The following is a 13316-nucleotide window of genomic DNA, read 5'->3' as shown; positions in this document are numbered from 1 at the left end:
TGGCACGACGCGCGAGGCGGGCTGGGCGGGCGCTGCGGGGCGGGGGGCACGGCTGGGCAAGTGGGCACGTGGAGTTGAACGGCACTCGGGGCCGGGCGGACAGAGTAGGGGCAAGAGGGCACGCACGGCGCGGCGGGGTGGTGCGCCGGGGCGTGTGGCAACGGCGCGTACGTGAGGCGGGGCGGGCGCTGTCAGGCGGGGCGGGCCGGTCAGGGGCGGGGGTGGAAGTGGCATCGTGTAGGGGTGCGTTGCAGGAGGGGGCTGGGGTGAGCAATCTGGATGTCAAGCCGAAGCCGGTCGAGTGTGGGGGGCGGGAGCAGGTTCCGGGCGGGCCGGTCCATGAGTTGCTGCCGCCCCGGCGGGTGCCGCTCGGGGAGAGCACGGTCGTCCGGCGGCTGCTGCCCAGCCTGGGGCGGCGGATGGTCGGTGCCTGGTGCTTCGTCGACCACTACGGGCCGGACGACATCACCGACGAGCCCGGCATGCAGGTGCCGCCGCACCCGCACATCGGGCTGCAGACGGTGAGCTGGCTGCACGGCGGCGAGGTGCTGCACCGCGACAGCCTGGGCAGCCTGCAGACCGTCCGGCCGAAGGAACTCGGGTTGATGACGTCCGGACGGGCCATCGCGCATTCGGAGGAGTCGCCGCGCGGGCACGGTCCCGTCTTGCACGGGGCCCAGCTCTGGGTGGCGCTGCCCGATTCGGACAGGTACACCGACCCGGCGTTCGAGCATCACGCCGAGCTGCCCGTCGTGGACGGCCCCGGGTTCAGCGCCACCGTCATCCTCGGGGAACTGGACGGGGCCGCGTCGCCCGGCACGGTCTTCACGCCCATCGTCGGAGCGGACGTCGCCCTGGCCGACGGGGCCGACGTGCGCCTGCCGGTCGAACCGGACTTCGAGTACGCCGCGCTCACGATGTCCGGCGTGACGGAGATCGACGGGATGCCCGTGGAGCCCGGGTCGATGCTGTACCTCGGGTCCGGCCGCCGCGAACTGCCGCTCAGGGCCGACGGCGCGAGCGGTCTGGTGCTGCTGGGCGGCGAGCCGTTCGAGGAGAAGCTCGTCATGTGGTGGAACTTCGTCGCCCGGACCGGGGAGGAGATCGCCCAGGCCCGGGAGGACTGGATGGGCGGCGACCGTTTCGGCACCGTGCGCGGCTACGACGGCGCCCCCGTCCCGGCGCCCGCCATGCCCGCGACGCCCCTGAAGCCGCGGGGCCGGACGCGCTGAGCGGCCTCACCGGTGTTGACGGTGCGGCGCGCCCGGAGGGCGGAGGGAGCTCAGGAGGGTGCTCAGCATCAGCGCGCCGCCCGTGACGGCGAGCGCGTTGAGGGCGATCGCGACGGCCGGGTATTCGGCGGTCGCATAGCCGCCGGGACGCAGGACCGCCACCGCCAGCTTCCAGCCGCCCCAGGCGAAGAGCGAGCCCGACGCGGTGAAGCCCAGAGCCGTCGGAAGCCAGGCGGGCAGGTTCCGGCGCGCGGAGCCGACGGCCAGGGCGCTCCAGACGCCGAGGAGCGCCCAGACCGCGGAATCGCCCAGGAGGAGGCGGGAGTTCAGGTCGAGGAGGTCGCGATGCGCGGGGTCGAGGCCCAGTTCCCCGCCCGCGGCCCATATGGTCCAGAAGGCGATCGGGGCGGCGGTGGCGGCGGCCGCCGCGCGTGCACGCCGGACGGCGCCCCCGCCACGGTCGGTGAGGCGTCCCAGGAAGGCGGCCGGCCACCTTTCCCGCATGTAGACGGGAAGGGCGACGGCGAGGCCGATGGCCATGCCGGCGAACCCGATGCCGATGAGGGTCAGTTCCCACGACGGTGCCGCGTCGCCGCCGGTGTCCTCGTCACCGCCGCCTAGGACGGCACTGACCAGCATGTAGGGCATGAGCGGGATCAGGAAGCCGCTGCCCACCCAGGTGCAGAAGACCAGGGGCGCGGCCGGAATCCGCCACTTCGCGCCCCGGGCCAGGACGAGCCCCAGCATGATCCCGGTCGCGGACATGCCGACGGTCACCGCGTTGAGCGCGATCCAGTCCGCGCCGCCGAAGTCCGCCGGGACACGGCCCAGCGCCGCGGCCGCTATCCACACGATCTTGACCGCCAGGTACAGCGAGAGTGACGTGGCGGCCCCGTACCCGCCGAGACGGCGCGCCGCGTCCCACCTCGCGCCGATCGATCCGGCGGCGTCAGGCGTTCCGATCATGGTCGGAGCCTGCCGTGCGCCACCTGGGGGCCGACTCCCCCATGCGGGCGGTCCGCCTCCCCCTCCCGGCGGAGAAGGTGCTAGCGGTCGGCCGGGAGGAACTCGTCGAGGGCCGCGGCGACCAGATCGGGACGTTCGAGAGTCTGCATATGCGGAGTGCCGGGGAGCTCCCGGTAGGTGGAGCCCGGGATGCGCTCGGCGATCCCGGACATGATCTCAGGGGTCGTCGAGGCGTCCAGCTCGCCCGCGAGCACCAGGGTGGGGAAATCCTGCCCGGCGAGGCGGCCCTGAACGTCCACACCCCTGAAGGCGCGCCAGGCCGCGGCCCAGTCGGCCGAGTCGAAGCGCCGGATGCGCTCCCGCGCGTACCGGACGCCCCAGGGGTCGGCGGCGAGCGCGGCGGGCGTGAACCAGCGCGTCAGGGTGGGGACGATCTGCGCCTCCATGCCGTCGGCCTCACCGGAGCGGGCGCGGTCCTCGAAGGCGTCGAAGGCGTGGTCGGTGGTGGCGAGCAGGGCCAGCGAGGCGACGCGTCCGGGCACGCGGACGGCGGCGGTCTGGGCGATCCCCCCGCCCATCGACAGGCCGACGACGTGCGCCCGGTCGACGCCGACCGCGTCGAGGACGCCGAGCAGGTCCCCGGCGAGGTCGTCCATGCCGAACGGGCGGGGCGCCCCGGCGGCTCCGCCGTGTCCGCGGAAGTCGTAGGCGAAGACCCGCCTGCCCTGAGCCAGCCGCTCCATGACGGGCTCCCACATGCGCCAGTCCACGCCCAGCGAATGCGAGAGGATCACGGCCGGTCCGCGGTCGCCCTTCTGCGCGACGATGGTCTCGTGGCCGGCCAGCGCGACCCGGTGCATCCGCGGCGGCTTCGGAACGCCCTGCTCCTCCAGCACCTCGCTGACGACGGCGAGCGCGTCCAGGGCGCGCGGGAAGCCCGCGTAGACCGAGACGTGCTCGCAAAGGGCCAGCAGTTCGGACGGCTCGACGCCCTGCCGCAGGGCTCCCCGCACATGGCTCGCCAGCCGGCGCTCGGCCCCTCCCGCGGCAGCGATGATGGCCACGGAGGCCAGCTCGCGCGCTCGGCGGCTCAGTTCGGGACGCGCCAGGGCACCGCCGAACGCGCCGTCCACCACCGCTTCGAACATCTGCGGTGACTTCCGGAGCACATCACCGAGCGCCTCCTCGGGCCGGCTCCCCATCAATGCCTCGTACTCGCGGCGCCCGCGCTCACCACGGTCCATGTCGTGCTCCTCTGAGAGATAGTCCGCGTTCTGTGGAACACCCCCATCGTCGTTGCCTCATTCGTAAGACGTCCAAGACCTGATAAAGCTAGTGGTCATATCTATCCCCTATCACCACTACAGGGAATCAGAATGGCCCGACTGAACCGGATACCTAGCGAGGCGGGCCACTTCCTCCTGCCGGTCGGCGAGGCGTCCGTGCTGGCGTTGTGGAGGCCGCAAATTCCGGAAGTCGGCCCGAGGAGCCGCCGAGGAGGCGCGGCCGGGGTCACGGGCCGACCGAGATGAGGTCCGGGCGGCGGGCGACGAAGTCGATGAACGCGGCCAGCGCGGGGCCCGGGCGGCGGCCGGCGGGCCAGGCGAGGGACGGCGCCCACGTCGGCTCGGGTTCGAGGCGGACGATGCCCACCGGCCGCCCCGGCTCCTCCGCCACCGACCGGGGGACGACGGCCGCGGCCAGGCCCACACTGGCCATCGCCCGGGCGGTGCTGTACTCCCGCGTCTCGTACCGGATGCGCGCGGACGCCCCGGCGGCGGCCAGGGCGGACAGGACGATCTCGCGGATCACCGACCCCGGGGAGTAGCAGACCAGGTCGACGCCGTCGAGGGCGGCGACGGGAACCCGGTACCTGCGCGCGAGCGGCGCGGAGGCCGAGGTGATGAGGACGAGCGGCTCCTCGCCGAGCGGGAGGGAGTCGAGCCGCCGCCCCTCCCGCTGCGGCGGCAGCCGGACGAGGGTCGCGGCGTCGAGGCGGCCTCCGGCGAGGCCCGCGACCATCTCCTCGGTGTTCATCTCGCGCAGCTCCACCTCGACCGCCGGGAACTCCTTCGCGAACTCCGCCAGCAGGCGCGCGAGCCGGGTCGTCAGGCCGCGCGCTCCGCCGAGGCGGATGCGGCCCCGCGTCCCCTCCGCCCAGCCGCGCATCTCGTCCTCGACCGCCGCGATGTCGGACAGGATCCGCTCGGCGTGCTCGAGCAGCGCCGTCCCGGCCGGCGTCAACTCCACCCGGTGGTTGTTGCGCTCGAACAGCGTGACGCCGAGCTGCCGCTCCAGCTTGCGGATCTGCTGGGAGAGCGCCGGCTGCGCGATCTGCAGCGCCTCCGCCGCACGCGTGAAGTGCAGCTCGCGCGCCACCGCCCTGAAGTACTCCAGCTGCCGAGAACCGATCATGCCGCGATCCTCTCACCAGAAAGTTGGCGATGTGGCGAAACTCTTACGGCCGGTCGCTCCACGCCGCGCGAGGGGTTAACAGCGGGGTAACGGCCGGCGCACAACACTCCCGATCATGGGATTCCGACGCAGGACGGCGTCGATGGGACGGGCGGCGCTCCTCGCCGGCGCGACGCTCGCCGCGACCGCGATACTGGTGGCCGGTTCCACGGCGTTCGTCTACGAGCCCCCCGCCGTCCCCACGATGACCGCGACGCCCCCGGCTCCGAGGCGGCAACCGACGACGCCCACCTTCACCCGATCCCAGCGCGACGACCTCACCCGCGCGCTCCGCCGGTACCTGGGCGGCAGGGCCGGCGACCTGGCGATCTCGGTGCGCGACCTGTCCACCGGCCTCTCCTATTCCTACGGCGGCGGCCTGCGGACGGCGACGGCCAGCATCGTCAAGGTCGACATCGTGATGGCACTGCTCCTCCAGGCGCAGCACGAGGGACGCGCCCTCACGTCCACCGAGAAGGCGCTCGCCGAACGCGCCATCGAGGTCAGCGACAACGACGCCGCCAGCGCCCTGTGGCATGCCATCGGCGGCGCGGACGGCCTGGCGTCCGCCAACGGGAAGCTGGGACTGCGCGACACCGAGCCGGGCACCGGCGGCTCCTGGGGCTCGACGACGACGAGCGCCGCCGACCAGATCCGCCTGCTGACCGCCCTGACGTCCGCCGACAGTCCGCTCGCCTCCGCGAACCGCCGCTACCTCCGCCGGCTGATGGGGGACGTGACGCAGGAACAGGCATGGGGCGTCAGCGCCGCCGGAACCGGCGCCGAGCTGAAGAACGGCTGGCTCCCCCGCGAGCGGCACGGCGGCGCCTGGACGGTCAACAGCATCGGCATCGTCCGCGCCGGGAGCCGCACCTATCTCCTCGCGGTCCTCTCCGAACGCGGCGCCACCCTGCGGGACGGAGTCGAGGCCGTCGAGCACGCCTGCAAAACCGTCGCCACGGCCCTCGCCCGCGCCTCCATCGAAACCTGAACGTCCCGCTCACCTGCGATGTTCGCGAGATCCGCGCCGGGGCCGTCATACTCTCCGTCGAACCAGGGCTCGTCCCCCGTGATGAAGGAGCCGCCGGCATGCGCACTCGGCCGCTGTACGACGTCGCCGCCGTGCTGGCGCGGCTCGGCGTGGGCGTCGTCTTCATGGCGCACGGCTGGCAGAAGATCGAGGCGGGCGTCACCGCGACCGGCCGCTCGTTCGACGCCCTGGGCGTGCCGCTGCCGACCGCCGCCGCCGTCTACTCCGCGTTCGTCGAGCTCCTGGGCGGAGCCGCGCTGATCGTCGGGCTCGGCCTCCCGATCACCGGGGTCCTGCTCTTCGTCGACATGGCGGGGGCGTTCATCTTCGTCCACGCCGAGCACGGCCTGTTCCTGGTCGACGGCAAGAGCATCCAGAACGGCTACGAACTCGTCGTCGCGCTCGGCATGGCCAGCCTGCTGTTCGCCGCGGGCGGCGGCGGGCGCCTGACCCTCGACCAGTGGATCCTCGCGAAGCGCTTCCACCGCCCCGGCGACGGCGAGGAGGACGAGGACGACGCGGCGAGCTTCGTGGAGTCGCTCCGCCAGGCCGAACTGAAGCCGGCGAAGAAGCCCCGCCGCTCCCCGAAGCCGCCCGCGACGCCCGCGATCCCCGCCCCGGACCCGTCCGACGCGCCGGCCAAGCCCGCCGAGACGACCGACGACGTGCTGGTGGCCGGACGCCGCAAGCAGCCCCAGCGCCGCCGCGGCTCGACCACCCAGCCGACCAAGCGTCCCACCGCCGACGACGACGCCGACACTCAGACCTGACGGCAGGGCGGCCGACCGGAGCACCGGTTCAGGAAACGCGGCGTTCCAAACGTGACACGCTCATGCCGGTTCGTCTTCCTCGGAGAGTGCCGCTGCCAGCGCGGACCGGTCGTTTTCGATGACCGCACCATGACGGTCGAGGACCGTGGTCTCGAACTGCGACGGCTGCGCCTCCGAGGGCCAGGGCAGCAGGTCCAGAAAGTAGCCGTTGGGCTGCACGGCGACCTCGTGGCTCCGCCCGTCCTCGAAGGCGAAACGGACCGCCGCCGCCTCCGGTCGGTAGACGTGCCCTGCCACGAACCAGCGACCACGCCGCAACGTCTCCTCGACCATGAGGACCATGGGGAGCACACCGGACGGGCGCCCCTCGGCGCTGTCTCCCTGGGTGCTTCCGGTCTCGTCGCCGCCATCGGCAGTGATCTGCCGCAGGTAGACGAAGGTCCCACCGGCCTCGTTCGGTGCTTCCCACCACTCAGCGACCTCCCCGTCGGGCGTCTCGAGCCGCGCCATCATGGCGGCCTGGTCGATGCTGACCCGGAACATCGGTGAGACGAGGTCCACCTCGTCCATGACGAGCCCATCGCGGAACTTGCGCACCACACCGTCGGGAATCCGGCCTGCCGGCTCTGAAGTGCTCATGACCTCAAGCCTGAGCCCGGCCGTCGTCCGGGGCCATCGGGGAGATCCCTGAAACCACCCTGAAAACGGCGCCCCACCGTCAAGGACCCGGATCACCTCCCTGTCCCCCGACCACCGCCGCGATCGCTCCGCGGTTCCGGCACCGGCGGCGCGGGCTATGCCGCGGTCAGGACGATCTTGCCCTTCACGCGTCCCGTCTCGCTCAACCGGTGGGCCTCGGCCGCCTCTTCCAACGGCAGGACATGCTCCACCGCGCCTCGCACCTGACCCCGTTCGACCAGGGCCGCGAGCTCGCCCAGATCGGCGCCGGAGGGGGTGAATCCGAACTCCACGTAGCGAAGGCCGCGTTCGCGGGACCGCTCGCGGACGGCGGTCCGGTCGGGTCCGGTGCCGCGCACGTCCAGCAGCACCCCGTCCGGGGCCAGCGTCTCCAGCGATCGCGGTGCGTAGTCGCCGCTGATCGGGTCCAGGACGATGTCGACGTCGCGCACCACGGCGGCGAAGTCGGTGGCGGTGTAGTCGATGAGCTCATCGGCGCCCAGCCCTTTCAGGAAGCCGTGCTTCTCCTCGCGGGCCGTGCCGATGACATGCGCGCCGCGGGCCTTGGCGATCTGCACGGCGAGGTGGCCGACGCCGCCGGCCGCCGCGTGGACGAGCACCCGGTGCCCCGCCCGGACCCCGGCCACCCGCACGAGCGCCTGCCAGGCGGTGAGCCCCGCAGTGGGCAGCGCCGCCGCGAGCACGGGGTCCAGGCCCTGCGGGGCGGGTGCCAGGGCTTCCTCCGGCACGGCCACGAACTGAGCGTACGAACCACGCGGGGGCAGCATGGCCCCGTAGACCGCGTCGTCCTCCCGGAACCGCCCGGCCCCGTCACCGGCCGCCGCCACGGTCCCGGCCAGGTCCAGGCCGAGAGTGAACGGCGGTTCGCCCAGCCGGCGCAGGAGCCCGGAGCGCCGCTTCCAGTCGGCCGGGTTGACCCCGGCGGCCTGGACCCGCACCAGTACCTCGCCGGGTCCGGGCACCGGCAGGTCGATCTCGACGACTTCGAGTACCTCCGGGCCGCCGAACTCCCGCTGGCTGATCGCGCGCATGCGCATGCCTGTCCGCTCCTTCGACGAGGGCCGATTCACTTCCGACCATCTTCGAGGGACATGGTTTCTCTTGTGAAGTAGGCACCTGATTGATATCTAGGTACCTCATGGAGACCGAGAAGTGCGCGGGCGGCCCGGACGAGATGGCGCGCTACAGCCGCGACTGCCCGTCCCGCACGGTGATCGAAGTGCTCGCCAACAAGTGGGCGCTGTTCGTCCTGGCCGTCCTGCGCCGCAATGAGCGGCCGATGCGGTTCAACGAGTTGCGGCGGGTCCTGGACGGCATCACCCAGAAGATGCTGACCCAGACACTGCGCGCCCTGGAACGCGACGGTCTCGTCCGGCGCACCGTCTACCCGACGGTCCCGCCCCGCGTGGAGTACGACCTGACCCCGCTCGGCGTCAAGGCGGGCCACCTGACCGGCGCGATCGCGGACTGGTCGATCGACCACGCGCGCCAGATCCTCGCGGCCCGCCGCGACTTCGACGAGCGCGGCGCCATGGAGCCCGCTCCCATCCGCTGACACCCCGCAGGCGACCGCCGCGCCGGGCACGGCAGCGCCCGGGTCAGCCGGGCTCGTTGAGACCTCCGAGGACGGTGAGGGTCCTCGCGATCTGCTCCGGTGGCCCGAACGGCACGGCGATGAACTCCGTGGCGCCGGCATCCGCGAATCGGCGGAGCTCGCCGCTGACATGGCGTTCGTCGCCGGCGATCACGACGTCCCCGGCTCCGCTGACGCCTTCCCGTTCGAACAACGCCCGGTAGCTCGGCACCTGGCGGGACCCCCCGAAGTGCTCCGCGATCCAGGCACGCGCACCGCCCGGATCATCGGTGACCGCGATCGGCAGGTTGACGACGACCCGCGGCGCGGGTCGCCCGGCGGCATCGGCCGCCGCGGTGACCAGCGGAGCGATGTGCGTCGCGACGGTGCGGACACCGGTCCAGACGGTGACGGTCCCGTCGGCGAGTTCGCCCGCGGTGCGGAGCATCACGGGCCCCAGCGCGGCCAGGAGCACCGACGGCGGCCGCGCCCCCGGCGTACGGATATGTCCGGCGACGTGGTGGATCTCGCCGTCGAACCGCACCGGCTCGCCGCGGAGCAGGGGCATCAGCGCGCTCAGATACTCGCGGGTGTGCCGGGCCGGGCGCTCGTAGCTCATCCCGAGCGCGGTCTCGACCTGGTGCTTGTGCCCCGGGCCGATGCCGAGGGTGAGCCGGTTGCCGGTGGCCGCCTGAACCGTGAGGGCCTGGCCGGCCAGCGCCAAGGGGTGGCGCGGGTAGGTCGTGACGACGGCCGTTCCGAGCCGGAGCCCGGTACCGCGAGTCCCGCGACGGTGGCGGCGGTGAGCGCGTCGGCGGTATGCCGCTCCGCCAACCACGCCCCGGCCAGCCCGAGTCCGGCGGCGCGCCGCGCCTCCTCGACGATCTCGGCGATCGTCCGTGGACGGTCGATCCCGATACCGACGTTCGTGCCGATGCGCATTCAGGCCCCGTCCGGGCGCCGGGGTGCGGCCGGGTCTCGCATGACGGCCGTGATCCGGTGGTCGCGGGTCACCACCCCGGCGACGGGGCGCCTGCGCGCACCCCCGCCCGCACCGAAAGAAACGATCTTGCTCATGCGGCAGTCCGTTCGCCAGGGCCGTCCGGTCGACGGCCACCGCCTCGGACGCTACGGGCCGCCCCCTTGGTTACCGCAACGGTAGCTACGTAGGCTCCGCCCCATGAAACAGCCACTGGATCCCGACATGTTCTCGGAATGCCGCGCCGCGGAAAGCCCGTTGATCCGGATAGGCGACAAGTGGACCGGGCGGATAGTCCGGTGCCTGGAATCCGGGCCCCGGCGCTTCTCCGAACTGCGGGAACCGCTGCGCGGCATAACACCGAAGGTGCTGACCGAGACGCTTCGGGCGATGGAGCGCGACGGGTTGGTCGAACGTACCGTCCACAGGGAGATGCCGCCGCGCGTCGAGTACGAGCTGACCTCGCTCGGTCGTACGCTCCGTGAGCCGATGGCCGCGTGTTGTGCCTGGTCTGACGCGCACCAGACGCAGGTGTGGGAAGCACGCGACGCCCACGAACGCTCCACTCTCGACCTGGAATAGTCCGGGCGGCGCGCACCCCGGAATGACCGGCACCCGGGAAAAGCCCGGAGGCAGGGCCGGAATCGATTCCGGCCCTGCCTCCGTCTCCACCAGTCCGAGCGGTCTCCCCTCGGCCTGGCCATCGCTTCTCTGAAAGTGCGCCCGCCGTTCAGCTGCAGCCGCTGGTGGAGCCGCAGCCCTCGCAGACGTAGCAGCTGCCCGCCGGGCGCATCTTCGTCCCGCAGGTGAGGCAGAGCGGCGCGTCGGCCGTGCGGCCCTGGCGGCTCTCGATCACCTCGATGGACGAGCCCGCCTCGTCGCCGCGTGCCTGGGCGGGCGCCGCGGGCCGGGCGATCTCGGCGGACTGCGCCAGCGACTCGCGGTCGACCTCCTCCTCGACGTGCAGGGCGGCGGGGTCCTCGCCGTTGGCCTGCATCGCGCGCTCCTCGGCGGTGAAGATGCCGAGGCCGGCGCGCTCCTCGAACGGGAGGTGGTCGAGCGCCAGGCGGCGGAAGATGTAGTCCATCACCGAGGTCGCCATGCGGATGTCGGGGTCGTCGGTCATGCCCGCCGGCTCGAACCGCATGTTGGTGAACTTCTCCACCCACGTCTCCAGCGGGACGCCGTACTGGAGGCTGATGGAGATCGCCATGGAGAAGGCGTCCATCACGCCGGCGAGCGTGGAGCCCTGCTTGCCGAGCTTGAGGAAGACCTCGCCGACGCCGTCGTCCGGGTAGGAGGAGGCGGTCATGTAGCCCTCGGCGCCCGCCACGGAGAAGCGGGTCACGGTCGCGGGCCGCTGCTTCGGCAGCCGCCTGCGGACCGGGCGCGGCGCCGTCTCCGCGGGCGCGGGCGCGGCCGCCTTCGGCTCCTCCTTCTTGCCCGCCGCCGACAGCGGCTGGCCGACCTTGCAGTTGTCGCGGTAGATCGCCAGGGCCTTCAGCCCGAGCCGCCAGCCCTCGAAGTACACCTTCTCGATGTCCTCGATGGTGGCCTGCTCCGGCATGTTGACGGTCTTGGAGATCGCGCCGGACAGGAACGGCTGGACGGCCGCCATCATCCGGACGTGCCCCATCGGGCTGATCGCCCGCTCGCCCATCGCGCAGTCGAACACCTCGTAGTGCTCGGGGCGCAGGCCCGGCGCGTCCACGACGTGGCCGTGCTCGGAGATGTACTCGACGATCGCCTCGATCTGCTCCTGCTGGTAGCCGAGCTGCTTCAGGGCGCGCGGCACCGTGTGGTTGACGATCTGCATGGACCCGCCGCCGACGAGCTTCTTGAACTTCATCAGCGCGAGGTCCGGCTCGATGCCGGTGGTGTCGCAGTCCATCATCAGGCCGATCGTCCCGGTCGGGGCGAGCAGGCTGGCCTGCGCGTTGCGGTACCCGTTCTTCTCGCCGGCCTTGAGGCAGTCGGACCACTGCTTGGCCGCGGCGGCGTGGATCGCCTTGCCCATCGCGTCGAGCGTGCGGACGTCGTCGTTGGCGGCGGCGTGCTTGCGCATGACGCGCTTGTGGCCCTCGGCGTTGCGCGCGTATCCGGCGTACGGGCCGACGACGCCCGCGATCTCGGCGGAGCGGCGGTAGGCGACGCCCGTCATCAGCGACGTGATCGCCGCGGCGAGCGACCGGCCGCCCTCGGAGTCGTAGGCGTGCCCGGTCGCCATCAGCAGCGCGCCGAGGTTGGCGTAGCCGATGCCGAGCTGCCGGTAGTCGCGGGTGGTCTCGGCGATCTTCTCGGTGGGGAAGTCGGCGAAGGTGATGGAGATGTCCATCGCCGTGATGATCAGCTCGGTGAGCTTGACGAACCGCGCGACGTCGAAGGCGTCCTCGGGGGTGAGGAACTTCAGCAGGTTGATGCTCGCGAGGTTGCAGGACGAGTTGTCCAGGCTCATGTACTCCGAGCACGGGTTGGACGCGGTGATCCGGCCGGTCTCGGGGTTGGTGTGCCAGTCGTTGATCGTGTCGTCGTACTGGATGCCGGGGTCGGCGCACTCCCACGCCGCCTTGGCCATCGCGCGGAACAGGTCCTTGGCCTTGATCGTCTCGATGACCTCGCCGGTCATCCGCGCGCGCAGCCCGAACCGGCCGTCCGACTCCACGGCGTGCATGAACTCGTCGGAGACGCGGACCGAGTTGTTGGCGTTCTGGTACTGGACGCTGCCGATGTCCTTGCCGCCGAGGTCCATGTCGAACCCGGCGTCCCGCAGCGCGCGGATCTTGTCCTCCTCGCGCGCCTTGGTCTCGATGAACTCCCCGATGTCGGGGTGGTCGACGTCCAGCACGACCATCTTGGCGGCGCGGCGGGTCGCGCCGCCCGACTTGATCGTCCCGGCGGACGCGTCGGCGCCGCGCATGAACGACACCGGGCCGCTGGCCGTCCCGCCCGAGGACAGCAGCTCCCGGCTGGAGCGGATGCGGGAGAGGTTCAGGCCGGCGCCCGAGCCGCCCTTGAAGATGACGCCCTCTTCCTTGTACCAGTCGAGGATCGACTCCATCGTGTCGTCCACGGACAGGATGAAGCACGCCGAGACCTGCTGCGGGGACCTGGTGCCGACGTTGAACCAGACGGGGGAGTTGAAGCTGAACAGCTGGTGCACCAGCGCGTACTTCAGCTCGTGGTCGAAGATCTCGGCGTCCTGCTCGGAGGCGAAGTAGCCCTCCCTGAGCCCGGTGTCCACGTACATCCGGACGACGCGGTCGACGAGCTGCTTCAGGCTCCATTCCCGCTGCGGCGTGCCGACCGCCCCGCGGAAGTACTTGGACGTGACGATGTTGACGGCGTTCAGCGACCAGAAGTCGGGGAACTCGACGCCGCGCTGCTCGAAGTTCACCGAGCCGTCGCGCCAGTTGGTCATGACGACGTCACGACGTTCCCAGCGCATCTCGTCGTACGGGTGCACGCCGGGCGTGGTGAAGATGCGCTCCATCTTCAGCCCTTTGCGGCCCCCCTTGCCGCGCCGCGCCGCCGAGCCGCTCACCGTCTCCGTCATGACCTTCCCCCTCTCGGACCCTCCCGCCGGGCCCTGCTCAGGAACAACCCCGCCGCCGCC

General features: G+C 72.0%; 13 protein-coding genes. 5 read left to right on the top strand and 8 right to left on the bottom strand.

Annotation, left to right across the window (positions count from 1 at the left end; all coding sequences use genetic code 11):
* Positions 1 to 266: 266 nt before the first annotated feature.
* The gene (locus FKD65_RS35525) at positions 267 to 1232 is read left to right on the top strand and encodes a pirin family protein (protein ID WP_141583103.1); all 966 of its coding nucleotides are present in this window, start codon (positions 267 to 269) and stop codon (positions 1230 to 1232) included.
* 6 nt (positions 1233 to 1238) lie between these two features.
* Here the strand turns inward: FKD65_RS35525 and FKD65_RS35520 are convergent, their stop codons facing one another.
* The 3 genes from FKD65_RS35520 to FKD65_RS35510 all read right to left on the bottom strand — a co-directional run bounded on the left by FKD65_RS35520 (position 1239) and on the right by FKD65_RS35510 (position 4613).
* A complete protein-coding gene (locus tag FKD65_RS35520; protein WP_141583101.1) occupies positions 1239 to 2198 on the bottom strand; it encodes a hypothetical protein in 960 nt (319 codons plus the stop codon).
* Positions 2199 to 2278: 80 nt separating this feature from the next.
* Positions 2279 to 3442: an alpha/beta fold hydrolase gene (locus FKD65_RS35515; RefSeq protein ID WP_141583099.1), complete on the bottom strand. Its 1164-nt coding sequence runs from the start codon at positions 3440 to 3442 to the stop codon at positions 2279 to 2281.
* Between the two features lie 268 nt (positions 3443 to 3710).
* On the bottom strand, positions 3711 to 4613 hold the full coding sequence (locus FKD65_RS35510; protein WP_141583097.1) for a LysR family transcriptional regulator: 903 nt from the start codon (positions 4611 to 4613) through the stop codon (positions 3711 to 3713).
* Positions 4614 to 4728: 115 nt separating this feature from the next.
* On the opposite strand from FKD65_RS35510, the gene FKD65_RS35505 reads away from it, so the two are divergent.
* Together FKD65_RS35505 and FKD65_RS35500 are read left to right on the top strand one after the other, a co-directional pair.
* Positions 4729 to 5643 carry a serine hydrolase gene (locus FKD65_RS35505; protein ID WP_141583095.1) on the top strand — a complete coding sequence of 305 codons (915 nt, stop codon included), beginning with the start codon at positions 4729 to 4731 and terminating at the stop codon, positions 5641 to 5643.
* 98 nt (positions 5644 to 5741) lie between these two features.
* Complete coding sequence (locus FKD65_RS35500) at positions 5742 to 6452, top strand: DoxX family protein (RefSeq protein WP_141583093.1); 711 nt, start codon at positions 5742 to 5744, stop codon at positions 6450 to 6452.
* 60 nt (positions 6453 to 6512) lie between these two features.
* On the opposite strand, the gene FKD65_RS35495 is transcribed toward FKD65_RS35500, so the two are convergent.
* Both FKD65_RS35495 and FKD65_RS35490 read right to left on the bottom strand, forming a co-directional pair.
* Positions 6513 to 7022, bottom strand: a complete 510-nt coding sequence (locus FKD65_RS35495) for a hypothetical protein (RefSeq protein ID WP_141583091.1) — start codon at positions 7020 to 7022, stop codon at positions 6513 to 6515.
* 224 nt (positions 7023 to 7246) lie between these two features.
* Positions 7247 to 8188: an NADP-dependent oxidoreductase gene (locus tag FKD65_RS35490; protein ID WP_368367157.1), complete on the bottom strand. Its 942-nt coding sequence runs from the start codon at positions 8186 to 8188 to the stop codon at positions 7247 to 7249.
* 101 nt (positions 8189 to 8289) lie between these two features.
* Between FKD65_RS35490 and FKD65_RS35485 the strand changes: the two genes are divergently transcribed.
* On the top strand, positions 8290 to 8706 hold the full coding sequence (locus FKD65_RS35485) for a helix-turn-helix domain-containing protein (protein ID WP_302931567.1): 417 nt from the start codon (positions 8290 to 8292) through the stop codon (positions 8704 to 8706).
* A 43-nt stretch (positions 8707 to 8749) separates the two neighbouring features.
* Here the strand turns inward: FKD65_RS35485 and FKD65_RS35480 are convergent, their stop codons facing one another.
* Positions 8750 to 9562, bottom strand: a complete 813-nt coding sequence (locus FKD65_RS35480; protein ID WP_205718358.1) for a TIGR03564 family F420-dependent LLM class oxidoreductase — start codon at positions 9560 to 9562, stop codon at positions 8750 to 8752.
* A 104-nt stretch (positions 9563 to 9666) separates the two neighbouring features.
* Positions 9667 to 9801, bottom strand: coding sequence for a hypothetical protein (locus FKD65_RS46400; RefSeq protein ID WP_302931566.1), 135 nt, complete (start codon positions 9799 to 9801; stop codon positions 9667 to 9669).
* Between the two features lie 103 nt (positions 9802 to 9904).
* Between FKD65_RS46400 and FKD65_RS35470 the strand changes: the two genes are divergently transcribed.
* Positions 9905 to 10285, top strand: coding sequence for a helix-turn-helix domain-containing protein (locus FKD65_RS35470; RefSeq protein ID WP_205718357.1), 381 nt, complete (start codon positions 9905 to 9907; stop codon positions 10283 to 10285).
* Between the two features lie 148 nt (positions 10286 to 10433).
* Here FKD65_RS35470 and FKD65_RS35465 read toward each other — a convergent pair whose 3' ends face one another.
* Positions 10434 to 13256, bottom strand: a complete 2823-nt coding sequence (locus tag FKD65_RS35465; RefSeq protein ID WP_141583088.1) for a vitamin B12-dependent ribonucleotide reductase — start codon at positions 13254 to 13256, stop codon at positions 10434 to 10436.
* Positions 13257 to 13316 lie beyond the last annotated feature (60 nt).

Source organism: Actinomadura sp. WMMA1423 (assembly GCF_006547145.1).
In the GTDB taxonomy this organism is placed as follows: Bacteria; Actinomycetota; Actinomycetes; order Streptosporangiales; family Streptosporangiaceae; genus Spirillospora.
The sequence above is the reverse complement of the archived record's forward strand: the minus strand, read 5'-3'. Positions and strand labels throughout refer to the sequence as shown.